Origin of the sequence: Stenotrophomonas sp. BIGb0135, assembly GCF_024810105.1 — a bacterium.
GTDB lineage: Bacteria > Pseudomonadota > Gammaproteobacteria > Xanthomonadales > Xanthomonadaceae > Stenotrophomonas > Stenotrophomonas maltophilia_AB.
In genome coordinates, this window is sequence record NZ_JANUDX010000004.1 from 140,689 (window position 1) to 166,082 (window position 25,394).

Below are 25,394 nucleotides of genomic sequence, written 5' to 3' on the forward strand. Positions count from 1 at the left end.
CTCACCGACAACGAATCGAACGTCTCCCCCGCAACAGAGCAGCATGTCGGCGGGGTCAGGGTGGCGCCGAAAATCCTAAAACGATTTCGGAGCCGAAAAACGCGTTCAGGCTGTTCGTCGATTCCTAAGCGCATGATCCGCAAAGCGAAACGAGCAAAAAAGAAGCCGTGCGCAGGGGGTGCGTCGCACGGCCTTGATGCTGTTCTCCCTCAGCCCCAGAGCTGCTTCTGGCTCGCTCCCACGATTTCGGCGAACGCGGCGCGCGCCTGGTGGCGCCGACAGACCTAATAGTGCACGAGCTGTTCTCGCGCTGATACCAACACTTTGCCCGGGCTCCCCGGTGAGCCCGAGTCGCCCGGTTCGGTCCGGGCTGCTCGGTATCAGGCCGCGCGGCCTTGGACTCGACACGGCTCACCTGGTGAGACCGTGGACTGCTCTATTAGACCTCGTCAGGCTCGAAGCCCGCGGCATCGTCTGGAGTGGCCTGCACGCGACGCCGAGTCGAGAGGTCAGGCGCTTGGCCATAGACAAGACGCCCATGCTCCATGACGTACTTAGCGGGAATCTTCGGGTTGTTGATGTCCTTGCCCCCGTCCGCATGCCACTTCTGCTCCCACTTCTGGAAGTAGAACTCAAGGTCTGCGGGCTCCAACAGGTAGACGGCCTGGAGCGCGATATGTCGATACATGGCAAACGCCCAGGGGACCTGCCGGTACTTGGCGATGATGACGGGGTTCATGTGGTGGTGGGTCGAGAAGCCCTTGGTCAGCTCGATGTTGACCGATTTCAGCTCGTACTCGCGACCATCTGCATCGACTGCGTCGTTGCCCTCACGTCCGGGGATGATGCGAAGCCCCAGAAGGAGGAGAACCTGCAGCAGCTTGCCACCGTTGTCCTGGAAGATGTCATCAATGCCGTGCTCGGTCGCGAGCCGCTGGTATTCCTCAACGGATGGCCAAGCGGCCTGCAAGCGCTTGTAGTCGTCGTGCGGCTTCAGTGTCATTACTTACGTTCCTCCAACAGTGATGCGGGAGAAACGTCCAGCGCCAATGCCAGCCGCTCGATGTTGTCGATAGAGATGTTCCGCTCACCCCTTTCCACCGAACCCACATAAGTCCGGTGCAAGCCCGCCGCGTCGGCCAGTGCCTCCTGCGACAGTCCAAGCTTCTCCCGCGAATTCCTCAGATTTGAGGCAAAACGCCGCCTCGTCTCAGAGGGCTTTAACTTCTTCTTCATGCGCGGGATAATCAGGGCATGATGACAATGAATCTACAGACTATGAGTAGCGCCCAGCATGATCGATAACTTCTCCCCCGCCTACACCACTTCCAAGGGCGCCACCTACGTCGGCGACTCTAGGGAACTGTTAGCCGCTCTGCCCGACAACAGCATCAACCTTGTAATGACGAGCCCGCCGTTCGCGCTGCAGCGGCAGAAGGAATACGGCAACCTTGACCAGCACGAGTACATCGACTGGTTCCTTGATTTCGCCAAGCTGGTGCACCAGAAGCTGAAGGCCGACGGTAGTTTCGTCGTGGACTTCGGGGGTGCGTACATGAAGGGCGTTCCTGCTCGCAGCCTCTACAACTTCCGAGTGATGATTCGGATGGTCGATGAGCTGGGCTTTTTCCTCGCAGAAGACTTCTACTGGTTCAATCCGTCGAAGCTGCCCAGCCCGATCGAGTGGGTGAACAAGCGCAAGCTGCGTGTGAAGGACTCCATCAACACGGTCTGGTGGTTCAGCAAGACCGAGTGGCCGAAGTCGGACATCACCAAAGTCCTCGCGCCGTATAGCGACCGCATGAAGAAGTTGATCGAGGACCCGGACAAGTTCTACACCCCCAAAGTCCGCCCGTCGGGGCACGACATCGGCAAAGGCTTTGCGAAGGACAACGGTGGAGCAATCCCTCCCAACCTTTTACAGATTCCGAACTCCGAGTCCAACGGCCAGTACCTGTCTGGCTGCAAGGTGGCCGGCCTCAAAGGGCACCCCGCGCGTTTCCCCGCGAAGCTGCCAGAGTTCTTCATCCGAATGCTGACCGACCCCGACGACCTCGTCGTGGACATCTTCGGCGGATCGAATACCACCGGCCAGGTGGCTGAGGCGGAGGGGCGTCGATGGATGACCTTCGAGGCCTTGCATGAGTATGTGGGTGCGTCCGCCTTCCGGTTCCTTGATAAGGGCACGTCCCCCGATGCGATGAAGCAGCTTTACGACCGCATCGTCGCTGGAGAGTCTGTGGATTTGAGTGCATACAGGCGGCAGGCTGGCCTAGGTATCTGAGACTGTCGCGAGGCACAAAGAAAGAAGGGCAGCCGAGGCTGCCCTTCTTCGTATTTGGTGCCGCTTATCGGAAACGGAACCCGTTGCGGCACAAGGCTTGCCGGGGTGCCGTGTGCCTTTCGTGCGCCCTGATCGGCTCGTTAGCAAGGGTGAACTGCCCACATGGCCGGGGTACACTTCGCCCGGCTGACACGGAGGGAGCGGCGGTGGTGCACGAGAACGTCATGGCGGTGGTCTACGGCTTGGGCACGCTGTGCCTGCTGGCCTTCCTGCACCTGCAGGTATCGGCTTGGCTGGTGCCGAGCTGGGTCCGCGCCCTGTATGTGCCGGGAGGCCGCTGGCGCACCGTCGGGATCATCCTGCAGGTGCTGGCATGGGCCGCTGCCGTGGCAATCACCATGGCCGGCGTGGGCATGCTGCTGTCCTGGATGCCGGGGAACTGGGGATGGACGGACGAAGTGGGGGCTTTCACCCCCCACGCGGATGACCTGTCGACCTGGGCCGGCCTTGTCATGGGATCAGGCTGGATCTGGTCCCTGCTGCAGGCTGGCCGACGCCACGCAATCGGGCAGCAGCCCGTCGCCTGAAGACCGCGGGGAGAGCAGCGCTCCCCCGGTCACGACGCCACGATTCCGGCCAGCGGCTCGCAGCCCGAGGGCATGCCGTAGGCGAATTCGGTGGGCAGGCTGATCAGGCGCGCCTGAGCGTAGAGGTTGGCCGGGTCTGACGGCACGTCCGTGAGTCCTCGCACGGAGGCGGCGGCTGCGAACGGGCCGGCCAGGCCAGAGAATACGGGAATCCAAGGGCCGTCCTGAACCGCAATCTGATAGGAGGCGACGCCGCCTGAAACCGTGATCCGGTGGCGCAGGCGCATCAACCTCATTGCGCCCGGATCCCAGACGAACGCCGAGCCCACAAAGGAGCTGGCATACACGTGCGGATACCAGGTCCACGTCTCACCGGCCGACAAGGAGGGCCCGCCAGCGTTGGCCGTGCCGGCGCCCGTGCCGATTTGCACGGCGTTGTTGAACGTCGAGGCCCGAACCACGCCGATTTGCCCCCAGAGGTAGGCGCCGCCGGAGTTGATCCCGCGGGTGTCCGACTCGAAATACCAATCACCGTTGGGGATCAATGCGGAGCTTCGCACCGCGCGAATCACAAACGCGCTACCAGAGACGACCCTGGGTGCTGTGCCGTCCAGCTGCAGAGTCATCAGGCCATCGGCGGGAGCGGTGCTGAGGTCGAAGCGCACCGGGCTGACGTACTGCTTGACCCGCAGCGTACCCGCCCAGGTGAAGCTGCGCCCGCCGGAATCGCGCACGCGGAGGGTCAGTGCGAAGTCCCGCTCGAAGTTGATCCCGACCACCGCCTGCAGGGTCCATGTGCCGTCGTCCACCCACAAGCGCTTGTTCTCCCGGCGCCGGTTGGCGATGTAGACGGGGCGGGCGAAGGCGGTGCCCGGCGGCGGCTCGGCCGCGAGGTTGGAAAAGTGCCACTGCCCGTTTTCGCCGGACCAAACCATGTTCCCGCGCTGCTCCACCAGCAGCTGCTTTTGCTGGTTGTAGAACCGGACCCCGACGCAGGCCCCGACATTGTTGGCGCTGCTGGCGCCCTGCTGGACGTCGAGCTGGGCATTGAACGGTTGGCCCACGGTGCAGGGGTAATAATTCACCCCCTCCATGACCGACTCGCCCTGGCCGCGGTAAACCGCAACCTTGCTGCCGCGTCCATCGTTTCCGCTGCCGACATTCTCGATGGCCCAACCCGCGCCCTTCTCCCAGCCAACGTCCCCTTGTTCGAGGTTCCCGTTGAAGATGGGCACAACGCCGGTGGCCTGGTAGGCCGGCCAGGTGATCACGACCTTGTCGCCTTCGACAGACAGGCTGGATCCTGGCGGGAGCTGGTCGCCGTCGATCTGTTCGACGGCGCACGCCCCAATCTGATTGTGGATCTGCAACGTGCCGCGGTAGGCCAGCGAGGGCTTGGCCGACAGCAGCGGCCCGGTGACGTAAAGCGCAAGCAGCTTGCGTCGCTGGTCCAGGTCGGGGCGATCAAAGGAACGCGCACCCATCAGGAGATCCTCTCGCCCACCAGGTAGACCGTCAGGCCCTTGGCCAGCGCGGTGCCGATCTGATCCACGTCGATGCTGATCTCATCCCCTGCGTACAGCATGTCGCCACCGTCCACGTAGACCGGCGGAATGGCCGCGGTCAAGGTGGTCTTCTCGGCGTTGTCGAAGGTCAGTCGCGTGGAGAGGATCGAGACCCCGTTTCGGTTCACGTCCACGGTCAACACCGTGCCGGCCGCCTGCGCCACGGCCAGGCCTGCATAGCAGCCGGCGTTGGCAACTGTGCGGAGCTTGAGGCCATAAGGCATGACGAACGTCGCCTTGGTAGTGCCGGCGGTGATGTTGGTCCCGATCAGGACGCTGCGGTCCTCGATCGCCACGTATTGCAGGTCCGGGCCAGCCACGTTGCGCAGCAGGTCGCCGGCGGCCACCCAAGAGTCGGAGTCCGCGCCACGACAGGTGGCGCTGATCACGCAGCGCTGCCCGCGGGTCTCGGCTTGGAAGTCGGCCGGAACGTCGAGGGTGCCACCGGGTTCGATCGCCAGGCGAACCTTGCCGGTGCCCAACTGCATGACCGAGAAGAACTCTCCGGCCTTCCAGGGGGCTCCACCGCCGGTGTTGGCCCGAATGGTGAGCGTGATGTCGGTGGCGGAGGTGATCACGATCAGCGCGTTCTGGTACGAACGGTCCAGCGTGGTGTTGGAGTTGATCCCGGTGACCACGTTCATGGCAAGGGAGGTGACCGGGGCCGGCCCGTTATACGGGCGCGCGTAGCCGCGCAGGACGGTAAAGCCCCTCTCCCCGGCCGGTGGCGGCACCGTGAAGCGGATCATGGAAAGCTCGGGATCCAGTTCCGTCAGCACCGTGAAGTCCGTGCCCGGGCGCAGCACCAGATACTCGCCACTGTTCGGGCTGGTCTCGGCAGACGTGTCGTAGAACAGCGGGTCTGAGACGTCGGCGCCAGGCATCGGGAAGTCGGTGTCAGTGCCGTTGCCCACCCAGGACCAGGCCCGAGGCGAGACCCCCACCGAACTGCCACCGCCCAGCACCTGCTCGACGTACGCCCACACCATCCCCATGTTGGCCGCATCGGTGGCCAGCAGCGCGTCACCTACGCGGACGATGCGGTAGCCTTTGGCGTCCCACGCAAATAGCCCCGACTCCTCGTCCGGAACAAGCTGCATCGATCCGGCCGCAAGCTGCTGGATCATCATGATTGGGGCGTCTTGATCGGCGTTCAGCGTTGCCGCCAAGAGGTCGCCGAGGTTCTGGTACTCGGTGTCCCGGGTGAACGGCATGTTCCGCTGCCGGGTCACGGTAGAGCCGGAGGCAGGCGGCGTCGTGAACACCACGTTGCCGCCCGACTCGTTGCCTACGCCGGTCAGGGTGTAGTGGGTCCCCAGGGTTCGCGGGAGACCGTTCACCGCGACAAGCAGGTCCGTCGCAGCAAGGATCTTGAAGCCGTAAGGAAACGTCGTGGTGACGCCGTTGGCGATCGACGTGTTGGGACCGGTGTAAACGGGGACGGTCATGCGCGCAACCTGCTGGAGACTGCCGCCAATGCTCCTGCCAGGAGGGGGGCGGGTTCCCGACTATTTGCCGCGATGCTGGTCCAGGCAATCGGCAGTCGCCGCGCGCTTGTTCTCGCTGTCTTCATAGGCGCCCAGCGCACCGACGTAGGCTGCAGCCCACTTCCTCCAGTCAGCGACCGTCGGCGGCCCCGGCGGCCGCTGGGCAATCGCCCGTTCGCTGCACCCTGCAGGCGGAACGTATGGCGCGGTCGTGCGCTTCCCGAGCCAAGCGCAGGACGTCATCAGTAGCAGCAGGGTCAGAGTGAGCAGGTGTCGCATTGATGGCCTCCACCGCGGCAGCGGTGCGTGTACGGGTGTCGTGGGACTCCACGTCGATCGCGGCAGCGGTCTCGCTGCTGATCTGGACGCTGGCTGCGGTAGCCCGGGCGTCGGCGCGGAGGGTGGCGTTCTGGGTGGCGGTCGCGTTGTCGCCGCGGCCCTTCAGGTAGTAGCAGCCCCCGATCGACACCAGGACCACCACGAGGGCGAGCTGGAGGGACTGTCTCGGGGTCAGCACGATCATTGGAGGGTTCCTCTGCAGGTGGCCATTTCCCACTGCCGGCGGGCAATGATGCCGCCGCACTTCGAGCGCCACTGGGGCAGCGCGCAATCGCGCTTGACGCCATCGATGGTCACGAAGCGCCACTTCCACATCTCATCGCACGCGGTCACGCGCTCGCCAGCGTTGAGCCGCCGTGCCGCCGTGCTGCCGCAAAACGCGTTGTTGCCCACGTTGTAGGCGAAGTGGCCCCAGGCCTTGATCTCGTGGAACTGGTACTCCCCGCGAACGCACCGGCCCATGTGCCCCAGCATGGTTCGCACGTAGGTGGTTTCCAAATGCTCGCACTGGGCGGGGCTGTAGGTCCTGCCGGGCACGACGGCGGGCCCCGTGATACCGGCGCAGACAGTCCAAATGCCTGCCGAGTCGCGGTAAGGGACGAACTTCCGCCCCTCATGCGCGGAGTCGTTCTGGCCGAGTGCGGCCACCAACGCCAGCACCAGCGCGATCGGCGCGGCCGCGAAGCCCACCTTCTTGCCCTTCGAAGTGTCCTCAGCCACGTCGGCGCACCCACGCGACAAAGCGGAGCGCCGTCACCCAGCGTGCAGCCCACCAGGCGCTCCAGTCGCCCCAGTTCTTCACCACCACCGTGAAGGTCTGGATGAGGGTGAAGAGGATGGTGCAGATGACGGCCACGTCGCTGAGCGTGTAGCCCGGCGTGTACGTCCCCACCGTGACGCCTGCCGCCGGCGCGATCTTGGCGGCCGACTCGGCCAGGTCCTTGGTGATCTGCTCTTTCATCGAAACTCCGAACGGGGGCGTTCAGCGCTCGAAGGTGGCTTCAATGTCCCCTGCGCTGGTGCGCCAATCGTCGCGGGCCGTGATGTGCGGGTTCCCGACTATTTTTGTGATCCGTTCAGGCGTGTCGGTCAGGGCGCCCGCTCCAGCGTCCAGGAGGTCGTCGGCCTGGTTCTGGACGGCCGGCTTCCAATCGCGCATCTGATCCCACAGCGGCCCCTTCAGCACGTCCACGTGCGCCCACAGCTGGCCGTTGGCCATCAACAGCGGCTCCCACGCCTCTAGGATGCGACGGTTCTTGTTCTGGACGGCCATCTCCTCAGCGACGCCGCACTGCAGCCGCCGCTGCTTGAGCGCGGCCTTGAGCACTGCAGGCGCGAAGGTGCCGATGCCGTTGGTCTCGATGACGATGCGCGGCAGGTTCAGCTCCTCTACCAGGTCGCACAGCTGAAACACCTGGCCGCCCACGATGGTTTTCCCGTCCGGGGAGAAATCGGCAACGTCGCCGGTGAGTGCGGCGATCCGGTGGAGGTAACGCCGGCCCACCAGGTCCTGCAGCACGACGGCCACCGCCGACACGTCCGAGCGCAGCTTGCCCCCGGCTGGGTCCCAGCGCACGGCCGCACCGGCGATCTGGACCGGGCCCAGGAACATCGCCGCCGCGCCGTTGGCTTTTCGGACCGTAGGCATCACGTCATAGGGGACGATGCGTGCCGGGTCCAGGCGGACCTGTGTGACGGGCTTGGCGTGCAGCTGATACTGCGAATCCCACTCGCCGATGGTCCGCGTCTGCTGGCGGCGCATCTGCATTTCCTCGGCGTCGAACCGCTCGGGCCAGGCTGCGCCGGCGTAGCAGTCGATCAGCGCCCCTGCCGGATTGTCGAGCAGCAGCACCGTGCCCTCGAGCTGGTAGTCCAGCCCCTCGCGCAGCAGGCGCGCCGTTTCGCCGATCCCCATGAACACGTACTCGGGAACAAACCCGATGGGGTAACGACCGCGCTCGGCCTTTTCGATTCGGTGCTCTTGGGCGAACATGCGGACCACCATTGCCATTGCTCCCTGCCGCTTCACGTCCTCATAGATCGAGTCGTGGGTGTGCGGGGTGCCGATGTAGAGTTTCGGAGCGCCCGGGACAGCAATGTGGATCTGCTCCCCCAGACGGAAGCGCAGCTTCTCCCGCGCCTCGGGAGTGCCGATGTTGCCGGGCACCTCGATGTCGTCGTTCTGGATGAAATCGGCGCGCGAGCTGGTGGTGTTGGACAAGATGCCCCGGGCGTACATGCTGGCGTTACGCGCGTCGTTGAGGGCTGCACCAGCGATCCACCACTGCTCGATGGTGCCGACACTTGCCGGCAGCAGCTTCGTGGTGAGCGGGTGGTTCCTCAACACGTTCTGGGTGCCGCGACTGGTCTTCAGGGCGGTGCCGTCGGACTCGGACTGGTGCAGGATCCGGGTCAGGCCCCAGCAGTAGTAGATCCATGCATTGAACACTTCCAGGATGGTCGACTTCGCGTGACCTCGCGGGAGCATCAGCAGCAGCAGCGTCGAATCGCTGATCCAGGCTTCTTGCAGGAAAACACACGCGCGGATGTGGAGGTCTGGGACCTCCCAGCGCCTGCACTCGGCCCACATGTGGAAGAACGCCAGGAAGCTGATCTTTGGCGGGACCCGCAGGCGATCAGGCAGCGCCATGCGACTTGGCCCCCACCCGCTTGAGCATCTTCGCCGCTTCCTGTTCCGCCCGGCGGATGTCGTCCTCTGGATCGGGGTCATTGCCACCCTTCCCGGCAGTGTCGTCCCGCAGGAGCTGCTGCAGGCGGCCAAGCAGCGCCACGGACTGCACGGCCGTCTTCCGACACCACGCGGCGTCGCCGCGCTCCTCCTTCGTCATCTGGGATAGCAGCTTTCCGTCGCCGGTCCAATTGGCCGGGTCGGCATCGTTGATCGCGACCTCGGCCAACTTCTCGCTCACCTCGGCCAGGCGCTTTTTCTGATCGGGCCTCATGCAGTCTCCCCGGCCATCGCGGCCATGTCAGGGGCGCGATCGGGGACGACCTCGCCCGGCTCCCACCAGTATTTCTGGCCGAACTCCTTCTCGCTGCGTCGGCGCATCTTGCGCAGGTAGCCAGGCGAGAAATACTCCTGCAGTTGGTGGAAAAGCAGGTGGTCGAGCGCTGCCTTGGAGTACCAGAGGTTCGCGCCAGGAGTGTTGCTCTTGACGAACCGCACGGCTTCGGCGCCAGCGTGAGTGTCCTTGCCCTCGGCCGCTTCCATCAGGTTGCCCTGCGTCAGCTTCAGGACGTCCTCGGCCAGGCCGGCCACTGGGCCCAAGGCCGCGGCGAAAGGCGACTGCCCATACCGTGACGACTCGGAGAACAGGAAGTCACCGTAAAGGCCGAGCGAGCCACCCTTCAGCATGGCTGCCACGCCGAAGCGGGGATCAGTGATGTCTCGAGGATCTCGGCCGCTGAGCATCTCATTGATCTGCAGCGACACCGCGCCCATGACCGTCGTCGACGCAATCAGGCTGGCGATGTACGCCGCGCGACCAGTCCCGGTGGGCATGGACCAGCCGCGCTGGATGTGCCGCGTCATCATGGCGATCGGGAACGACTTGAACAGGAAGAACGAGCGCGTCAGTTCGCCTTTCCAAGTGCCACGCTGCAGGCCGGACATCATCATCGCCCGCTCCTTCGCGCCTGGCTCGATCACCGCCACGTCGGTTTCCTCCAGCACCACGCCCAGCAAACGCGTAGCGGCGTCCTCGCGCAGCTTCTGCGGGTTGCCCAGGTCGGCCAGCTTGGCATCCGGGATGCGATAGATGGCATCCGGGGTCAGCATTGCATCGTTGCCGCCGCCCCAGTCCTCCAGGCTCGCCCGCTTCCACACCGTGAAGTCAGTCTCGGTGATCCCCTTGGAGAGCAGGATGCGGTGGTCTGCTGCATCCAACGCCGACAGCGCCTTGTGTTCCTTGGTCACCGCGCCCAGGGCATGCATGAAGGTGACGCCGTAGGCGCGCTTCCTCGCCTCGGTCAGCGCGTTGAGCCCACTGGCGCGCAGGGTCGCTCCTGCCAGCTTGGTGCTGGTGTTGGACAGGGCAGACAGGAAGCCCGGCGCGTCGGAGGTGAACGTATCGGCGCCGAACCGATTGAGCGACGACAGCAGAGTGTTCATCGCCAGCCCTGCCCGCATCGCCATGCGCTTCTCCATGCGGTTCGCTGGGTTGAGCGCGGCCAGCTCGTTGGCGAACAAGCGCATCGCTGGCAGCTTGTTGACGTGTGCCGACAGATACATCGTGGCGTCGTCGGAGAACGAGGTGATAACAGCAGAGCCGAGACGAGATGCCGTCATCCAACTTCGCAGCGTGTCGAAGGTCTCAGCCAGGCGCGCCGATGCCACCGGCTGGGTTCGCCCGGCGACGTAGTTGTAGAGGTTCTCCGAGCTGATCGCGCGCTTCTGCAGCCGGCCAACCTTCGTGGGGTCGGCGAGCGTCTGCTCCTTGACTGCCCTGTCGCGGAATAGCGAGTACGCGAGGTCAGGGTTCGGCCCGAAGGTCTCGACGAGCGCGATGTCCTTGGACACCCCGGCGATGTGCCCGGTCAGCACCTCGTAGAGCGAGCGCTCGCCGTACTTCTGCTGGTACTGGATGTATGCCTCGCCGTCCTTGAAATGCACCTGCCGCGATTCGTTGCCGCGGTTGGCCCGCATCCCGCTACCCATACCGCCCCGCCCCGGCTCCAGCTTGTTCACCCCGCCGGTGGCGATCGATGCCCATGCGTGCCCGAGGAAGTCGCCCACCTCGGCGTCAGTCATGCGGGTGCCGTCCTCGTTGACGTACCGCTTGCGGTCCAGCAGCGGCAGCACGTCGGTCGCCCACTGCTGCCGGCCGGCCTTGGCCACCTGCGCTTGGGAATGGTGGTGGGGCATGCCCCAGTCGTCGAGCTGGCCGACATCGCCGCCGGAGCGGTTGAACCGTTCCCGCAGCCTGGCCGCGATTTCGTGGAACACCTTCGCGCCCTGGGCGGCATCCACGTCCCCCGTCTTCTGGCCGTGCAGCTCCTTGACCAACATCTGCACGCCCTCCGGATTCTCCAGCAGCCCGAAGAACTTGGGATTGGTGGCCTCCAGCGTATCGAGCATCTGGCGCAGGGCGTCGCGCTCGATCGCCCGTGCGCGCGACTCTACCGAGAGGGTGTTCGCCTTCCCGTCGGCATGGAACGCAATCATCCGGTCCAGGCCGTCGAACATATCGGGGAACTGCTCCAGGTGACGCTGGATTCGGTCATGGGCGAGGATCGTCTGCGCAACCCGCTGCTTCTTCTTCTGCGCCTCGTACACCAGCTCCTTTGCGGCGCTGGTGGCGGCTTCGTTCAATCGCTGCTCCGGCGACATGCTCAGGGCCCCGTTGGGGTCCTTTATCGCGTTCTGCCGCATGTGGCGGCTGATTCGATCCTCGATACCCTTGATCTCGGCGGCGTTCAAGGCGCGGCCGATAGCTTTGGTGACGGCGGTAATGCATTCGGGGCGCATCAGGCAAACCTCAGCGAGCAAGCAACAGCGGCAGCAAAGCCGCGGGAGTCCGATTGAGCCTGTGAGATGTCGGCATCAACGGCGGCCAGGGCTTCAGCTGCGGTCATGACCGTGCCGTCGTCCATCGTGATTTGCATGTCAGGCGATGCGGCCACGGCCTCAAGGGCGGCCTGCTGGGTGACATCGGGAATGTCGCCACCCGCAGCCATGGATTGCGTCGGCCGGGGCTCTACGCCCCCAAGCGGCGCAGGGGCGGACTCGCCCTGCTCCATAGCGACATCAGGGGTCGCCCGCGGCTGCGCCTCGTCGAGAGCCGCTGCTGCACGCGCAGACGGGCCCGGGCGGCCACGAGGGACCGCTGCAATACCCACGTCGGGGGTCGGGCGGGCGTCAGGGAGTACGGGGCGCGTGGGGGCCTCCGCGCGCGGCGTGCGGCCAGTAATGCGCTCCGCCAACCCGATCAGGTCTGAGTCCTGGTCGATTTTCTCCAGCCTGGTGCGCAGTTGGCGCGCGACGGTCGCGTAACCGGTTGCGGCATTGGACTGCTCAATGGCCTGCCGGATCTCCACGCGACGAGCGCTCAGCTGCTCCAGGTCGGAGGGGGCCAGCCGCTCGCGGGGATCGGCCGGCAGGATGTTGTCGCGGGCAAGCTGCTCCTGCCGGCGGATCAGCTCGACCAAGCTCTGGTCCTCTGCGCGCAGCGCGGTCACCTCCTCGGGCTGCAGGCGGCCGGTGGTGGCCAGCTCGTCCAGCGTGGACAGGCGCTGCTCGATGACCTGGGCAGCGTCGGTCCCGGTCATCGCAGCTGGGATCTGGACCGGCACCTGGGCCACGGCGGCAGTCTCGGCCGGCACATCAGCACGGACAGGCTCAGGAATGCCGACGCCGGCGCGCTTGGCCCGCGCGTCCCAGTTGGCGATCGCCTCGCCCTTGGTCTTGCCCTTGAGGTACGGGTTCGCTTCCAACTGGCCGCGCGACAGAATGCGCGACATCGGCGTGTCATCGGCGGCCCGGGCGAACTTGACGCCGCCCTCGCTCCCGAAATGGTGGGCGGCATACAGGTTGTGGGCCGTGGGCTCCAAGCCGGCCGATTCCAGCGCAGCTGTGTTCTGGTCGTCCAGCGCCTCCGCCATCTGCCCCGACTTCGTGGGATCGCGTCGGGCGGCCAGGATCTGGTTGTCGTTCAATCCCTCTGCCCAGGCTGGGCGGGTCTGCGCCACGATGCGCCGCCAGGTGCCGGCAGTGAACTGGTCAATACCGGTCGCCGTGCTGCGACCGTTGGTCGCGTTCGGGTCGCCGCCGGACTCCAACGCGCGGCGATAGGCCCCGTACTCGACCGGCGGCAGCGTGTAGGTGGCCAGCGGGTCGGTAGACATGCCCTGGCGCTGTACCGGCAGGAACTCGGCCGCGTTGATGGACTCGGCGATGCTCACCGGCTCGCCGCGCAGAATGGAGCCGATGGCCGACGCCAGCGCAGCCTGGTGCGCGCCGTTGGAAGCCTCATCGACCGGCAGGCCCGGGGCGGTGTCCACCTGGACGTGCTTGGCGTTCGCCGCGGTCAGGACGGCATCGCGCTGCGCAGCGGTCACCTTGGGCGCCTGCGCGTGAGCAATGCCGCCGAACACCAGGCCGGTCAGCGCGTCCACGGCTCGCGCCTCGGCGTTCATCGGGCTGTAGGCTTCCGCCTGCTTGTCGTAGCCGCCTGCCTTGAGGGCGCCTGACTGCGCAGCGCTGGTGGCCACTCCGACGGCGAGGTTCGCAGCAGCACCGGTGCCCAAGCGCTGCAGCAGTGTGGTGCCGAAACTGGCCGGCACCTTGAAGCCCAGCATCGTTGCGCCCGCCGAAACGACGCCGAACCCGGTTGCCGTGCGTGCGTCTACGCCCTGCTTCACCAGCGCGGCGGGAGTTTCCAGCCCCTCGTTGCCGGCCAGCAGTGCCGGATTTCCGCCGGCGGCCGCCAACGGGAGAACGATCTGGGCCAGCCCATTGGCGATTCTGCCCGCCGATCCGATCTGCGCCGGGTCCGGGGCCCAATAGTCGGTTGCAGCTTGGCCCAAGTCCTCCACGACGTTCTGGAAGTACCAGTCCTGCCCTGCCGTCGATGGCGCGCTGGTATCCGGCTTGATGCCTAGGGACTTAACCAGCTGCTGCGTCTCCGGGGTGCGGAAGGAGTTGAGGTAGTCGTCGCGCGCGCCGGGGACAGGTGAGCCGGCCAGAGCCACGGTGGTGGCGGTGCGCGAGCCGCCCTGCATTATTCCCGTGCCCAACGCGGCGCCGAACCCGGAGAACATGCCCGTGGAGACCTTGGACAGGTCCAGCGGATTCAGCGCGACCTGCTCGTCGAGCGACTTCCGCCCCTGCTCGTCGATATCGAAAATGCTCACGGCGCGCTCCCGGGATAGATATTGAGGATCACCGGCTGTCCGTTCTCGCCGTAGAGGTAGCTCATCCCGCTGACGACGTAGAACGTGTTCTCCCCCGCTTGACGCAGGCCGAACGCGCGGAAGTTGTTCACCGTGGAATCCGGCAGCTTGGCCGCGCGCGCGGCGGTGACGAAGGCGGCCTCAGCGCGGTCCTCGAATTCGTCCTCCGACATTCCCCACGGCGCCAGCACCTCGCCGCGCCCGTTGACGTCGGAGATTTCGCCCAAGGTGGCGCGAATGGCCTGCTTCATGCGTGCGGAATCGACCTCTCCAGACTGATCGCCATCGGCTGCAGACTTGCCCGTGTAGTAGGCGCGGACCGCCTGCATGGCGACTTCAGCAGCACCGGGCCGGCCGGCAAACAACGCACTGGCCGCGCCGCCGATTTCCGCGGTGAACTGCTCCCGGAAGTTCTTCTCGGGCGGCAGCGGGAACTTGCTGTCTCCCTTCCCCTGCAGCAAGCGGTTGCCCTCGAGCATGGTCGCTGAGACCTCCCTCGCGCCAGCGGTGACGTTGGCGCTGAACGTGTTCTTCGCGAGGGTGATGCGGGCGCGCTCCTTGGTGGCCAGCATGCCGGCGTATGCCACCACCGGCTCATCGGGCGCGATCTGCTGCATCACGCGGTTGAAGACCTTGTCGTCCATGACCGCCGTGCGCAGCTGGCCCAGCATCGACACCTGTTGCGTCGAGGTTGAGTTCTTCAGGGTGTCGGTCAACACCTGGGCTTCCTGCGGCAGAAGTAGCCGCTGGGACACCTGCGTGCCGTAGCGCTTGCGCATGCCATCGATCGTGGCTTGCCGGTCGCTCAGCTGCGCACCCAGCTCCCACGCATCAGCCGGCGAAGCCAGTGCCTCCAGCTTCAGCGGCTCCACCTCGCCGCCCTCGCGCGCGGCGTTGAACAGAAGCGGCGCGTCCTGCATCTGCTTCAGGTTGCTGGTGACGGCCGTCTTCAGCCGATCGAGGTTCGCCTTCTGCGTCACGCTGCCGCCGTCGGACAATAGCGACGCCTCTGCGGCCTGAATGTAGGTCTGCTGCTGGTCTGGCGACATGCGCAGCACCTTCTGCACCACCTGCTCCTGCGCGACGCGCTCGCTGAACTCTGCCTCCGCCGAGGTGCCCTTCACCGCATCCGACCACGACGTCCACTGGTCTGGCTTCGCCGGCACGCCGCTGGCGATCTGCTTGTCGATCTGGTCGAGCACGCGGTTGCCCTTCGCGTCGAGGCGGTCCTGTGCGCGCTCAGCCTTGTCGAGCAGGGTCTGCTGGCGGTTGGATACCTGAGCCCACAGCGCGTTGCGCTTCTCTGGATCCAGCTTGTCGGCGTAGAAGCCTGCCGGGTCGGCGAGGTCGTGCTCGAGCTTGGCCAGGCCATCCGGGTCCTCGCGCGACTGGATAGCGCGCTGGGTCGCCTGCGAGGTCCAGCTCCGATCTCGAAAGTCCTGCGCTGCCTTGCTGATCTGCACGTCGGTGAGCCCTGCAGACTTGGCGAGCGGGGCCAAGGATTCAGCCCGCTGAATCACCCCGTCGATGTCGGCGCCTGGCATGCCCACGATTTTCCCGAGCTTGTCCATCGCCGCGGTGTACTGGGTCTGCAGGTCGGCGCGCTGCGCCTTCTGCACCGCCGAGTTGATCTTGAGTTCGCCCGATCGCTGGGTGCGCTGGATGCCCCGCTCGTAGGCGAGCTGCATGTCTGGTGCCAGGCCCTGCACCTCGGGCGCCTTGATCTTGCCAATTTCGGTCGCGTACTGCTCCCGGGCCTGCTCATAGTTGAGCCCTCCGGTGACCACAGCATCCTGCGTGGCGAGCGTGCGGTCCTGCACCTCGATCTCGTAGTCGAGCTGAGCGTTGGCCGCTTTGGCGCGGGCGAGCGCCTCATCCTCGATCTTCTGCCGGCGGGCCTCCTGCTCCTGCAACACCTGGGCGTGGTTCGCGATGCGCGATCCGGTGTCAGCGAACTCGCCGACGGCCTGCGCCACCGCATCGCGGCCGGCGCCGCTGACGCGCGTCTGCACCACCGGCGCCTGGCCTGCGCCCTGGCCAAAGTTGCCCTGCGGGATCTTGGCCATATCAGGCGCCTCCTGCGGTGCCGGTGCGCTTCCAGCCCCGGCCGTTGTTGGATGCGGCTCCAAGAAGCGAGGTGCCGGCCTTCACGTAGCCCGCCGTGCGCGCCTGCTTGCCCGAGATCCGGTAGCCGTCTGCCTCCGCGCCCAGCCGGTTCACCCGGTCGGTGCCGCCCGCCAGAGCCAGGAAAGCGTCCTCCTCCGAGTCGCGCGTGATCTGTTCATCGATCCGCAGGGCGGTATCGCTGTTCACGTCCACACCGGACTGCGCGATGGTGGCGATCGCATCGGCGCGCACCTTGTCGCGCTGCTTGCGGATCCGCATCGCTTCGACTTCCGCCGCACTCTTTGCGGTGCGGGCGTCGGCCTCGCTCTGCTTGGCCAGGTACTCGTTGTAGTCCTGGGCCTCCTTGCCCTGCTGCACGGCGGCGCCGGCGGCCAGTAGCGCGGTGCCCCATTGGATGATTGGGATGGCGGCTGCGCCCATGCTTACTCTCCCGTGTATTCGAAGACAGTGCCGGTCGGGGTGAACCCGATGCCCTGGTAGACCTGCGACGTGCGCTCATGCGTCACGCCGGTGGTGATGCCCGCCTGGATCAGGTCTGCACCCACGGCCTTGCACCAGCTGACGTACTCGCGCAGGAGCTGAACGCCCAAGCGCGATCCGCGGTGCTGCTTGGTCACGTAGATGCCGTACTCGCCGGCCACCTTGGCGTCGGCGAACCAGAATTCCTCGCAGTAGCCGGCGGCCATTCCGACCAGCTGGCCGTCTGCCTCCGCGACGAACACACACCCCTGGCCATCAATGAGCGCGCGGAACAGGCCGGCCATCTTCGACGGGGAAAACGGGTAAGCGACATAGCGCGACTCGGCGTGCATCGCTTCGGAGAGGACCAGAAGATCGCCGATGTCGGCGTGCGTGGCGGAGCGGATCATTTGGCGTTCACCGTGGTGGTTGAAATTACGGCCTGCAGGTGGAATGGATATGGCTGCTTCTGCTCGACGACGACGTGGAAGTCGCCACGCCCCCAGCCCAACGTCTCGACCGGCACGTCGCCGGTGAAGGGCTGAGGCGGCTTGTCCAGCACGCCAAGGCCCAGGGGCCGGCCGAAGATGAGTTGCCCGTTGACCGTCGCCCCGATCGTCTCCAGGAACCGGCACTTGACCTCCGAGATTCGGACGCTGCCGCCCTGAGATGTGCCCTCCTGGGTTTGCACCTCCGGGCGCAGCATCTCGACCCGAGACACGTACTGGAGGCCGATCTCGACCGTCTTGGCCGGGCGCTCCAGCGTGATCTCGCCGCCGCTGACGATGCGATCCCCCAGCTCGACGCCGTCCGCCTTCACCTTCACCGCCATGCCTTCCAGGTGGGCCAGGCCGCCCCACACGGCGGTGCCGGCCGGGTCGACTCCGGTAATGGCGCTGTCGGTGTGAAGCGAAGGATCGAAGCGTTCGACGTAGCGGACCTGCTGCCCGTTCACTTCACGAATCACGATGGCCCACACCTGGTCGCCGTCTTCAGTGGGCAGCGTGGCCAGGGCGTCGAAGCGGCCCTGCGTGGACTGCCGCGTCCAGCCGATCACGTCTTGGTCCCGGTCGAAGGTGAGCACCGCCAGCTCACCGTCTGCCATCAGCGTGAACAGGAGCGGGTCCGGCTCTGCCTGGTAGGCCAGCCCGGCCACGCCGGCGCGGGTAATGTGCTCGGCAAGCACCGTCATGTCCGGCGCGCCGAACTGGTCGGAGTCGATCTTGTCGGCGGAGAGCGCGCGAATCTTCCGCCCGCCGCGCTGCACGAACAGCAGCTCGCCGCCGATGCGCTCGGGCGACACGAGGCTGCAGCCGAAGTTCGATTGCGGCTTGATCTTGTTCTTGGAGTTGGGCGCGATCGCAGAATCATCGGTGCCACGGATCGTGGTCTCGCCCCCGTTGCTCAGCGTGACCAGCGCGCCCAAGCCGGTCAGGTGCGTGATCGTGTGCTGCTGCTCACTGGCGGCCGAGAGCGACATAGCGTCGTCAGATTCGGCGCCCAGCTCGAAGTCGAGGTACTCGCCGATCCGTGAGCCCCACACGGTCTGCGGGAACATGCGCGAGCCGGCGCACCAGAGGCGCTGCTCGAAGAACGTGCCGGTCCGGGGATAGCCGTTCCGGCCGCCCCAGGCGCTACCCATCAAGGTCCAAGCCAGTGCAGGCGAAGCGACCAGCGCGGACATGACGCGTCGCAGTTCGCCGGTGGCCACGGTCGCCGACGACACCGCAGTGATCTGGATCAGGCCGGCGTTGATATCGACCCACTTGCCCACGTCCTCATCGCGCCAGCCAGCAGCCCCCAGCGTCAGCGTGATGGCTGCGCCCACGGCCGGCAGGTCGGTGCCGCTGCCGGCGGGCCAGGTCGGCGTCAGGGTCGCGTAGGGGCTGCCAGTGATCAGCCAGTCGCCGTCAGCGATGACCAGGCCGGGGAACGGAGTGAGCACGTCGGCTGTGACGACCGTGGCGCTGGTGAATGCGGTGATGAGCGCCAAGCCGCCCTCGGTCTCGATCTCGCGGCCCACGTCCGACGCCATGAACGCAGCGGCGCTAGCCGTCAACGTCCTGCCCGGCCCAAGCGCAAGGCTGTCCAGCGTGAGCGAGGCGGCCGGCCTGGTGCCAACCTCGGCGTATGGCAGGTTCACCCACGGCACATCCTCCAACACCCAGGCGGCGTTGCCGAACCGGCGCAGGCGGCGCGTGGGGTAGTTGACGTGGAACAGGAACATCGTGTCCCCGCTCTGCACGTAGTCGATCGCGTCCAGGTCCGCCTCGGCGTAGTCGCTCTGGATCTCGTAGGGAGCGAACACCCCCGGGGTCGCCTCGGTCTGCACCTGGGCGCCGTTCTGCAGGTAGACACGGATGTAGGCGTCGCCCACCTCCAGCATGTACGCCTGATCGCGGTTGAACACGTAGGGGATCAGCACGGCGTGCTTGTCGCCGTGCTTCGCCGGCTGGGTGAAGCGCAGCCCATAGCGCCCGATGACGCCGCCCTGGACCAGCACGAACACGTTGAGCAGCACCTTGGCGCCGTTGTTGTACCGGTCGATGTCCGAGCGGCCGTAGAGCCTCGGGCTCAGCTCTCCAGCGGTGAAGTTCGTCTTCATGATCGCTGCGCGCATTACCAGTTCCCCCTGTAGCCGCCCGCGCGCGCCGTCAGCAGCGGGAAGTCGCCCAGGGTCTCCGGCGGATCATCCTGCCCGTCTACTGCCCGGGCCTTGTCCATGAGGTTGCGCAGCTCGGCCGTCTTCAGTTCGACCATGCTGCCCGAGGTCGTGATGGGGTACGCCAGGCGCACGGCCATCGCCGCGGTCATGACGTCCACCAGCAGCGAATCCCACTCGCTCTCGGGCACGTCTGCGATGTAGACCAGAGGGAACACCACCTCGTCGCTCAGCAGGTAGCGGCCTTCGGACCGGTAGGTCACCCGCTGCCCGTTGCGCTCGTCACCGACCGCCAGCGTGCGCAGCCAGTCGCCCGGCAGGAGGAAGCGGCTGCGGAATCCGAATGGCGGCGCGGAGGCGTCGGGGGAGAGCTGGACGCGCTTGATTGCGCAGTTCCATGGATGGCCGCGGAGAATCGACTTCTTCAGGCCGGGGTAGATCCCGGCGCAAAGCTTTGCTCGGTCCAAGTTGGGCTCGTAGCTGGCCTCGTCGAAGCTGGCGATCGGTTTGGCCCCGAGAGACAGCAGCGCGTTGGAGCAGATACTGACTTCGTTTGCGGTCTCAATCATCGCGCTGGTCCTCATGTAGCACCGGGGGCGCGTGGCCCCCGGCGTGTACTGCATCCGATCCGGTTGGGATCAGTTCCCGTCGACGAAGTGGCCCTTCAGCGCGACGAACCCGGCAGCGGTGGCGCCGGCGGTGAGCGTGGCGCAGACGTCGTACTGCACGCCCGGATCGGTGGCCAGGCCCAGCAGGCGCCACACCGGCCACTCCAGCTTCTCGACGGTGATCAGGCCCGACTCCCGCAGGACGTTGGTGATCTCCTGCGCGGCGGCCAAGTCGACCGCGGAGCCGAAGAAGTCGGCATCGACCACCGCGCCGGCGTTGCGGGTCGGCAGGTCATACAGCCCGATGTCAGCTGCGCCGCCGGTGATCGCGGTGCAGGCCAGGACCACCGAGCTGACGCGCCAGCCCGAGTTGATGGTGAAGAAGCGCAGGACGCTGGCGATGCTGTCGCCGTTGGCCACCGCGATGACGCCGATGGATTCCTTGACGCGCCCGGTGGCCACCTTCGTGGAGGCGAGCTGGGAGACGCCGGGGGCGGCTGCGGAGTCGCGAGCGGTGATCGCCGCGCTCCCCTTGTTGACTACGGCCATGGTGTGTTCCTCGTACTGGAATGGGGTGAAGGGCGGCGACCGAGATCACCGCCCCGAGCGGTCAGGCTTCCTGGACCGCGATTTCGACGACCTTCTCTTCCTCGATGCGGGTGGCACCGATGGCCTGCTTGGCGTACACGCGGACGTTGAAGCCCTTGCCCGGGTCTTCGCCCACGCGGGTGGTGGTGTCCTTGCCGATGCCCAGCGCCACGCCGGACTTCGCCCAGGCGTACAGGAAGCGGGTGTTCCCGACCTTGGGCAGCATCTCGGACGGGATCCAGGTGAAGCCCAGCCACTTGCCCACCACGTCGCCCGATTCCAGGAACTTGCTCGCCATGAAGTCGGCCGAGGTCAGCGTCGCGTCCGACAGAATCTCGCCGGCCGCCTGCGCGCTGTAGGCCATGTACAGCTCTTCGCCGCCGATGGCATCCGCCTCCTTCTGGCGGAACATCGTCTTGGCCTGGATGATCTTGGCCTTGGTCAGGCCGGTGCCGCCAACCGCGATTTTCTGCGATGCCGGCAGAGCGACGTTGCCGGTGGCGCTGCGCGAGTTGCCGCCCAGGGCGCCGATGACCACCTCGTCCTTGGTGCGGTTCATGACGTTGACCATCGCCTTGACGTAATCGCTGGTCGGGTCCACGAGCATGCGGACCTTATCCAGGTCGTCGATCATGTCGCCGTCTTCCCAGTCGAACAGGTCGATGAAGCGGGTGGAATGCGGCTGGTCGTTGATCGGGGTATCGCCGTGGCGAACCAGGCGGCGCTGGGCCTTGCGCTGGCCGAGGCGGTTGACCGACTTGGACATGCCCACGATGCCGGGCTCGAGGGTCACGGCGCTCTGGAAGCGGGATTCGGTCTGCTGGGCGACGTGCTTGAAGTTGTCGGCGAACTGCTGCACGAACGCTTCGGTGATGTACTGGCTCATAGAAACTCCGAAGGGGTGAAGGGGTGTTCGTGCCTGCTCGGTTGTCCCTGGCGGGGCCGTGCGGTTCGCGTGGCATCGGTGCGCGGGCTGGGCTGGTTATCCGAGTGCCACCTCGGGCCAGATGCCTGCGAGTGTTGGCGCTGTGTGAGGTCGGTTTCCCGACTATTTCGCGCAAAGAAAAAGCCCCGCGGTGGGCGGGGCTTCTAGGTTTAGACGGGTGTGCTACGCGGACGGCCGCAGGAGTGGGGCGGCCTTGCGGAAGGCTTGGCGTCTTGCCGACCGTTGCGCAAGCCACCGCTCCTTCGGGGTGTCCTCTGTGACGATCTTTGAAGCACCGTCAAAGTGCCCATAAGCCAGGTTGATCCGGTGGTAGACGCGGTAGCCGCTCAGCACCCTGCCAGAGCGCGACCTCTCCACCCAAAGGCCGCTCGCTAGCCGCTCTTCACTGATGATTTCCGGGTGGACGTCGGGGTAGGCCATGACCGGCTCCTGTTATCGAGTGGCGCCAGCGCCGAGGCGCTGCTGCTGCGTGCCGTAGCGCTTCTGGTACAGGGCAGACAGCTCCTGCACCTTCTGGTTGTGCTGCGGGTGCTTGCCATCCATGTAGGCCGGATCGGCCTTGATGGCGGCGATGCGGCCATCCCAGTCCTGCTCGGCGACGGCATTGCCATTGATCGGCTGGTCCTCCTGCAGCTCGGCGCCCACCGCGGCCGCGAAGCGCAGGAAGTCGGGGTCGTCGCCGAACTTGTCCATCAGGCGGCTGTAGCTGCCGGCGGCATCGCCCTCGGCGGCGAAGGCTTTGGCGGCGCGCGCGGCCTGGCCGAGGTTCTTCTGCATGGCCTGGTCGTCGGTCCACACCTTGGCCAGCTCGCCGCGGGCTTCTTCCTGCGACATGCGGGCATTGCCGGCCAGCAGCTCCGGCGCAAAGCCGAAGTACTCGCCGAGGAAGAAATTCACGTGCTCCTGGGGGATGCCCTTGGAGTGGGCGCGGTCGATGATCCCCTTGAACAACGGGTCGCCCTTCACCTCGTCGACGCTCACGCCGTCCGGCAGGCCCTCGATCACGTACTCGCCGGCTGTCTTGGGCAGCGTGCCGACCGGGCGGATCTTCTCGAGCTCGGCGTAGCTGCTGGCGAGCTTGCGGGCCGACGCTTCGACGTCGAGCTCGGTGCCGCCTTCTTTGACGGTGCGGAACTTTTCCGGGATCCAGTCGTTGGCATTCGCTCCTGCTGCCCCCTGCAGTAGCGACGCGGCACCTTGGCCCTGCGCACCGGCAGCAGCTGCGGCCGCGGCGGCATCAGCACTTGCACCGGCAGCGGCGCCCTGGTCCCCTTCATTTGTGTTCGTCTGGCTCATCAGCAATTACTCCATTGGCTCGGTTGCATTGGGTGACGATGAAATCCACCACGGAGCGGGCGCCCTCGCGGTGGTATGTCTTGAGGGCGGCGTTCTCGCCGTCCAGCACGGCAGGCCGGTGGAACCGGCGCGCCAGGTCTTCCAGGATCAAGGCGCCCTCGGCGTGGTTCTCGAAGACGCGGGCGTACATCTCGGGGGTCGGCTTGTTCGCGGCGGTCATGCGGCGGTCGCTCGCTGGATCTGCGCGTCAGCGGCAGTCGACATGACCTGCTCGCTCATCTGCTGCTCTTTCGCGGCCTGGGCGGCTTGGGCCTGCGCCTGCTGCTTTGCCTCGAACTCCTCGGGCGTGAGCAGCACCCGGCTCGGCACGCCCAGCCCCTCGGCGGTGATCTCCATCGCCACGGCATCGTTCAGCCGGTCGAGCGGGGTGTTGTCGCCGCGGGCCTTCGCGATGCCGGCGGCAGACGCGTACAGGCGCTCGATCGCCGTCACCTCTTCCAGGCGCTGCGCGCGCGCCATCGGAGAGACGTACTTCACCGAGTAGTCGCGGTTCGACAGGGATTCCGGTGCCGCGCCCAGCACTCCTGCTCGGTAGGCGATGCCGAAGCAGCGCTCGACCAGCGGCCGCAGGTATTCGGCCTGCAGGCGGCCGTAGATCGGCCCCAGCAGCTGGCGGATCAGCTCCACCCGCACGTGGACCTCGGTGGCCGTCATGGCCGGGCCGTCCTGCGGCTGCAGCTGGTCGGCCATCAGGATCTTGCGGATTGCCGATTGCAGGTTGCTGACCAAGTACTCGGCCATGTTGAAGTCGCTGCCGGTGGACAGCGGCTTCATGGATTCGACCGAGTTGGCCACGATGATCTTGCGCGGGCCGATCTTCACCGTGCGCGGGTTGAGCACGCCGTCGTCCTCGGCGATCCACATGCCGGCCACGGCCAGGTCAGCGGCGGCCAGCTGCATGCCCTTCAGCTCGTTGAGGGTGCGGATGTCGGGGAGAGCATCGAACACCGGGCCCACGCCGTAGCAGCTGTTCTGGATCCGCATCCAGCGCGGCGCGACAACCGGGAACTCGTGATAGCCCGACTCGCGGACCAAGTGCTTGGTCTTGGCCTCCACCACAACCGATGCGAACGGCAGGTTCTTGGCCATGCGCGCGCCGACGGCGTACGTCTGCCGGGGCTCGATGGCGTGGATGAAGGCCACACGCTCGTCCGGCTTGTCCTTGGCGAGCTTGCGGGTCTGCTCGCTCAGGTTGTCGTGGCCGAACGTGGCCACCGCGGCCGACGCCGACATGGTGTGCTCGCGATAGCAGGTGTCGATCAGCCCGTCGCGCCGGGTGCTGGTCAGGTAGCAGCCAGAGATCGCCCACTGCTCGAACGTGAAGCCTCCACGCTCGCGGTCCTCGTCGATGTAGAGGACGAACCAGCCCGCAGCCACGGCGTCAATGCAGCCCTCGTAGGCCTCGGCGTCGAAATTGGACTGGTGGATGTTCATCCACAGGGTCTCGGCCGCTTCGTCGAAGAACCGCTTCTCCTCCGGGGTCTCGTCCTCGATGTCCAGCTCGAACCACCGGGAGTTGGCCGGGGTGAGGCCGGACATGATCGCCGAGGCCAGCGTGCGCGAGCCGTCCGTCCCGGTGCCGTCGAAGATGCGCGCCTTCCGCGCTTGGGCCTGCTGCGCGTCAACGGTGTTGCCGTCGAAACCATCGGACCGCAGTGGGAAGGTGTAGTCGTAGCAGTCGCGCCACACGTTCTCGTGCGGCTGCCGCTGGGCCTTCAGCTCGGTCATGCGCTTGCATACGTCGGCACCGGTCGCCATCAAGCACCCCCGAGGGTGGCGCGGCCCTGGGCCTGGGCCAGCAGGCTGGGCGTCGAGCCCCCGCCGATCAGGCCATCAGCTCCCAGGGTCAGCAGACTGCTCTCGCGCCGGCGGCGGCGGCGGGATGCCAGCGCCATGTTCGCTTCCGATGCGGCATTGGCCTCGGCCACCCGCTGCTCTGCCACCAGGTCGCGCTCGACCACCTTGGGGGCCTTCTTCGATCCGCACATGCTCAGCTCCTTCCGCCGCTGGCAAGCAGCGACTGCGTGCCGCCCTGCCCCAACAGGCTCACCGCAAACGCGCTGCGGCGCTTCAGGCGGGCGTTGAGGGAGGAGGCGGTGGTTTCGTTCGCCGCGTCAGCAGCAGCGGCCAGGGCGTTGGGGTACTGGTTCGCTACGTCGGCCTTGGCCTTCGCCTCGGCGGCCTTCTCGGCCTCGACCTTTGCCGTCTCCTTGCGGATACGGCCGGTCGGGTCGCCAACGGCGGTCTTGGTGATGCCCAGCGGGTCGACGTACTTGCGGTTCTTGTTGAACAGCGAGCCAGACGGGGAAAGGACTTGGCGGGTGCTGCACATGTTCAGCCTCCAGTGCTGAGCAGTGGCCGGCGCCCACCCGATGCCAGGAGGCGCTTGCCGGGGTTCGGGGCGACGGTCGCGCCCTTGGCTACGCCCGGAGTGCGGAAGGCGGTGAGCACAGACTCACGGCTCTCCCCGGCATC

General features: G+C 66.3%; 26 protein-coding genes. 2 read left to right on the forward strand and 24 right to left on the reverse strand.

Annotation, left to right across the window (positions count from 1 at the left end; translation table 11 throughout):
* Nucleotides 1–439: 439 nt before the first annotated feature.
* On the reverse strand, nt 440–1,003 hold the full coding sequence (locus tag M2421_RS11110; protein WP_259206713.1) for a hypothetical protein: 564 nt from the start codon (nt 1,001–1,003) through the stop codon (nt 440–442).
* A complete protein-coding gene (locus tag M2421_RS11115; RefSeq protein ID WP_259206715.1) occupies nt 1,003–1,236 on the reverse strand; it encodes a helix-turn-helix transcriptional regulator in 234 nt (77 codons plus the stop codon). The genes M2421_RS11110 and M2421_RS11115 overlap by 1 nt, the downstream gene beginning before the upstream one ends.
* A gap of 58 nt (nt 1,237–1,294) precedes the next feature.
* Between M2421_RS11115 and M2421_RS11120 the strand changes: the two genes are divergently transcribed.
* Together M2421_RS11120 and M2421_RS11125 are read left to right on the forward strand one after the other, a co-directional pair.
* Nucleotides 1,295–2,284: a site-specific DNA-methyltransferase gene (locus M2421_RS11120; RefSeq protein WP_259206716.1), complete on the forward strand. Its 990-nt coding sequence runs from the start codon at nt 1,295–1,297 to the stop codon at nt 2,282–2,284.
* A gap of 209 nt (nt 2,285–2,493) precedes the next feature.
* On the forward strand, nt 2,494–2,871 hold the full coding sequence (locus M2421_RS11125; RefSeq protein ID WP_259206652.1) for a hypothetical protein: 378 nt from the start codon (nt 2,494–2,496) through the stop codon (nt 2,869–2,871).
* Nucleotides 2,872–2,900: 29 nt separating this feature from the next.
* On the opposite strand, the gene M2421_RS11130 is transcribed toward M2421_RS11125, so the two are convergent.
* The 22 genes from M2421_RS11130 to M2421_RS11235 all read right to left on the reverse strand — a co-directional run bounded on the left by M2421_RS11130 (nt 2,901) and on the right by M2421_RS11235 (nt 25,251).
* Nucleotides 2,901–4,355: a hypothetical protein gene (locus M2421_RS11130; RefSeq protein ID WP_259206654.1), complete on the reverse strand. Its 1,455-nt coding sequence runs from the start codon at nt 4,353–4,355 to the stop codon at nt 2,901–2,903.
* On the reverse strand, nt 4,355–5,884 hold the full coding sequence (locus M2421_RS11135) for a hypothetical protein (protein ID WP_259206656.1): 1,530 nt from the start codon (nt 5,882–5,884) through the stop codon (nt 4,355–4,357). Before M2421_RS11135 ends, M2421_RS11130 begins: the two co-directional genes overlap by 1 nt.
* 169 nt (nt 5,885–6,053) lie before the next feature.
* Nucleotides 6,054–6,446, reverse strand: coding sequence for a hypothetical protein (locus M2421_RS11140; protein ID WP_259206657.1), 393 nt, complete (start codon nt 6,444–6,446; stop codon nt 6,054–6,056).
* Nucleotides 6,443–6,982 carry a lysozyme gene (locus M2421_RS11145; protein ID WP_259206658.1) on the reverse strand — a complete coding sequence of 180 codons (540 nt, stop codon included), beginning with the start codon at nt 6,980–6,982 and terminating at the stop codon, nt 6,443–6,445. Before M2421_RS11145 ends, M2421_RS11140 begins: the two co-directional genes overlap by 4 nt.
* On the reverse strand, nt 6,975–7,223 hold the full coding sequence (locus M2421_RS11150) for a hypothetical protein (protein ID WP_259206659.1): 249 nt from the start codon (nt 7,221–7,223) through the stop codon (nt 6,975–6,977). The genes M2421_RS11145 and M2421_RS11150 overlap by 8 nt, the downstream gene beginning before the upstream one ends.
* A gap of 21 nt (nt 7,224–7,244) precedes the next feature.
* Nucleotides 7,245–8,912, reverse strand: a complete 1,668-nt coding sequence (gene terL, locus M2421_RS11155; RefSeq protein ID WP_259206660.1) for a phage terminase large subunit — start codon at nt 8,910–8,912, stop codon at nt 7,245–7,247.
* Nucleotides 8,899–9,225 (reverse strand): hypothetical protein, encoded by a 327-nt coding sequence (locus M2421_RS11160; protein ID WP_259206661.1) that lies wholly within the window; start codon nt 9,223–9,225, stop codon nt 8,899–8,901. The genes terL and M2421_RS11160 overlap by 14 nt, the downstream gene beginning before the upstream one ends.
* On the reverse strand, nt 9,222–11,750 hold the full coding sequence (locus M2421_RS11165) for a hypothetical protein (RefSeq protein ID WP_259206662.1): 2,529 nt from the start codon (nt 11,748–11,750) through the stop codon (nt 9,222–9,224). The genes M2421_RS11160 and M2421_RS11165 overlap by 4 nt, the downstream gene beginning before the upstream one ends.
* Nucleotides 11,750–14,134 (reverse strand): hypothetical protein, encoded by a 2,385-nt coding sequence (locus M2421_RS11170; protein WP_259206663.1) that lies wholly within the window; start codon nt 14,132–14,134, stop codon nt 11,750–11,752. The genes M2421_RS11165 and M2421_RS11170 overlap by 1 nt, the downstream gene beginning before the upstream one ends.
* Complete coding sequence (locus M2421_RS11175; RefSeq protein WP_259206664.1) at nt 14,131–16,239, reverse strand: hypothetical protein; 2,109 nt, start codon at nt 16,237–16,239, stop codon at nt 14,131–14,133. Before M2421_RS11175 ends, M2421_RS11170 begins: the two co-directional genes overlap by 4 nt.
* A 1-nt stretch (nt 16,240) precedes the next feature.
* Entirely contained in the window at nt 16,241–16,720 is a 480-nt protein-coding gene (locus M2421_RS11180) for a hypothetical protein (RefSeq protein WP_259206665.1), read from the reverse strand.
* 2 nt (nt 16,721–16,722) lie between these two features.
* A complete protein-coding gene (locus M2421_RS11185) occupies nt 16,723–17,169 on the reverse strand; it encodes a GNAT family N-acetyltransferase (protein WP_259206666.1) in 447 nt (148 codons plus the stop codon).
* Nucleotides 17,166–19,379: a hypothetical protein gene (locus M2421_RS11190; protein ID WP_259206667.1), complete on the reverse strand. Its 2,214-nt coding sequence runs from the start codon at nt 19,377–19,379 to the stop codon at nt 17,166–17,168. The genes M2421_RS11185 and M2421_RS11190 overlap by 4 nt, the downstream gene beginning before the upstream one ends.
* Nucleotides 19,379–19,990, reverse strand: coding sequence for a hypothetical protein (locus tag M2421_RS11195; RefSeq protein WP_259206668.1), 612 nt, complete (start codon nt 19,988–19,990; stop codon nt 19,379–19,381). Before M2421_RS11195 ends, M2421_RS11190 begins: the two co-directional genes overlap by 1 nt.
* A 69-nt stretch (nt 19,991–20,059) precedes the next feature.
* Nucleotides 20,060–20,578, reverse strand: coding sequence for a hypothetical protein (locus M2421_RS11200; protein ID WP_259206669.1), 519 nt, complete (start codon nt 20,576–20,578; stop codon nt 20,060–20,062).
* Between the two features lie 61 nt (nt 20,579–20,639).
* On the reverse strand, nt 20,640–21,503 hold the full coding sequence (locus M2421_RS11205) for a phage capsid protein (RefSeq protein ID WP_259206670.1): 864 nt from the start codon (nt 21,501–21,503) through the stop codon (nt 20,640–20,642).
* A gap of 222 nt (nt 21,504–21,725) precedes the next feature.
* Nucleotides 21,726–21,983 (reverse strand): hypothetical protein, encoded by a 258-nt coding sequence (locus tag M2421_RS11210; RefSeq protein WP_259206672.1) that lies wholly within the window; start codon nt 21,981–21,983, stop codon nt 21,726–21,728.
* Between the two features lie 12 nt (nt 21,984–21,995).
* Nucleotides 21,996–22,859, reverse strand: coding sequence for a hypothetical protein (locus M2421_RS11215; protein WP_259206674.1), 864 nt, complete (start codon nt 22,857–22,859; stop codon nt 21,996–21,998).
* Complete coding sequence (locus tag M2421_RS11220; RefSeq protein WP_259206675.1) at nt 22,837–23,079, reverse strand: hypothetical protein; 243 nt, start codon at nt 23,077–23,079, stop codon at nt 22,837–22,839. The genes M2421_RS11215 and M2421_RS11220 overlap by 23 nt, the downstream gene beginning before the upstream one ends.
* A complete protein-coding gene (locus M2421_RS11225; protein ID WP_259206677.1) occupies nt 23,076–24,647 on the reverse strand; it encodes a portal protein in 1,572 nt (523 codons plus the stop codon). The genes M2421_RS11220 and M2421_RS11225 overlap by 4 nt, the downstream gene beginning before the upstream one ends.
* Nucleotides 24,648–24,676: 29 nt before the next feature.
* Nucleotides 24,677–24,907, reverse strand: coding sequence for a hypothetical protein (locus M2421_RS11230; RefSeq protein ID WP_259206679.1), 231 nt, complete (start codon nt 24,905–24,907; stop codon nt 24,677–24,679).
* A gap of 2 nt (nt 24,908–24,909) precedes the next feature.
* Nucleotides 24,910–25,251 carry a hypothetical protein gene (locus M2421_RS11235; protein ID WP_259206681.1) on the reverse strand — a complete coding sequence of 114 codons (342 nt, stop codon included), beginning with the start codon at nt 25,249–25,251 and terminating at the stop codon, nt 24,910–24,912.
* Nucleotides 25,252–25,394 lie beyond the last annotated feature (143 nt).

Bases quoted from the DNA above. Each gene is read 5' to 3' on its own strand.
- M2421_RS11110 (WP_259206713.1), bottom strand. From the start codon at position 1,003: ATGACACTGAAGCCGCACGACGACTACAAGCGCTTGCAGGCCGCTTGG.
- M2421_RS11115 (WP_259206715.1), bottom strand. From the start codon at position 1,236: ATGAAGAAGAAGTTAAAGCCCTCTGAGACGAGGCGGCGTTTTGCCTCA.
- M2421_RS11120 (WP_259206716.1), top strand. From the start codon at position 1,295: ATGATCGATAACTTCTCCCCCGCCTACACCACTTCCAAGGGCGCCACC.
- M2421_RS11130 (WP_259206654.1), bottom strand. From the start codon at position 4,355: ATGGGTGCGCGTTCCTTTGATCGCCCCGACCTGGACCAGCGACGCAAG.
- M2421_RS11135 (WP_259206656.1), bottom strand. From the start codon at position 5,884: ATGACCGTCCCCGTTTACACCGGTCCCAACACGTCGATCGCCAACGGC.
- M2421_RS11140 (WP_259206657.1), bottom strand. From the start codon at position 6,446: ATGATCGTGCTGACCCCGAGACAGTCCCTCCAGCTCGCCCTCGTGGTG.
- M2421_RS11150 (WP_259206659.1), bottom strand. From the start codon at position 7,223: ATGAAAGAGCAGATCACCAAGGACCTGGCCGAGTCGGCCGCCAAGATC.
- terL (WP_259206660.1), bottom strand. From the start codon at position 8,912: ATGGCGCTGCCTGATCGCCTGCGGGTCCCGCCAAAGATCAGCTTCCTG.
- M2421_RS11160 (WP_259206661.1), bottom strand. From the start codon at position 9,225: ATGAGGCCCGATCAGAAAAAGCGCCTGGCCGAGGTGAGCGAGAAGTTG.
- M2421_RS11165 (WP_259206662.1), bottom strand. From the start codon at position 11,750: ATGCGCCCCGAATGCATTACCGCCGTCACCAAAGCTATCGGCCGCGCC.
- M2421_RS11175 (WP_259206664.1), bottom strand. From the start codon at position 16,239: ATGGCCAAGATCCCGCAGGGCAACTTTGGCCAGGGCGCAGGCCAGGCG.
- M2421_RS11180 (WP_259206665.1), bottom strand. From the start codon at position 16,720: ATGGGCGCAGCCGCCATCCCAATCATCCAATGGGGCACCGCGCTACTG.
- M2421_RS11185 (WP_259206666.1), bottom strand. From the start codon at position 17,169: ATGATCCGCTCCGCCACGCACGCCGACATCGGCGATCTTCTGGTCCTC.
- M2421_RS11190 (WP_259206667.1), bottom strand. From the start codon at position 19,379: ATGCGCGCAGCGATCATGAAGACGAACTTCACCGCTGGAGAGCTGAGC.
- M2421_RS11195 (WP_259206668.1), bottom strand. From the start codon at position 19,990: ATGATTGAGACCGCAAACGAAGTCAGTATCTGCTCCAACGCGCTGCTG.
- M2421_RS11200 (WP_259206669.1), bottom strand. From the start codon at position 20,578: ATGGCCGTAGTCAACAAGGGGAGCGCGGCGATCACCGCTCGCGACTCC.
- M2421_RS11205 (WP_259206670.1), bottom strand. From the start codon at position 21,503: ATGAGCCAGTACATCACCGAAGCGTTCGTGCAGCAGTTCGCCGACAAC.
- M2421_RS11210 (WP_259206672.1), bottom strand. From the start codon at position 21,983: ATGGCCTACCCCGACGTCCACCCGGAAATCATCAGTGAAGAGCGGCTA.
- M2421_RS11215 (WP_259206674.1), bottom strand. From the start codon at position 22,859: ATGAGCCAGACGAACACAAATGAAGGGGACCAGGGCGCCGCTGCCGGT.
- M2421_RS11220 (WP_259206675.1), bottom strand. From the start codon at position 23,079: ATGACCGCCGCGAACAAGCCGACCCCCGAGATGTACGCCCGCGTCTTC.
- M2421_RS11225 (WP_259206677.1), bottom strand. From the start codon at position 24,647: ATGACCGAGCTGAAGGCCCAGCGGCAGCCGCACGAGAACGTGTGGCGC.
- M2421_RS11230 (WP_259206679.1), bottom strand. From the start codon at position 24,907: ATGTGCGGATCGAAGAAGGCCCCCAAGGTGGTCGAGCGCGACCTGGTG.
- M2421_RS11235 (WP_259206681.1), bottom strand. From the start codon at position 25,251: ATGTGCAGCACCCGCCAAGTCCTTTCCCCGTCTGGCTCGCTGTTCAAC.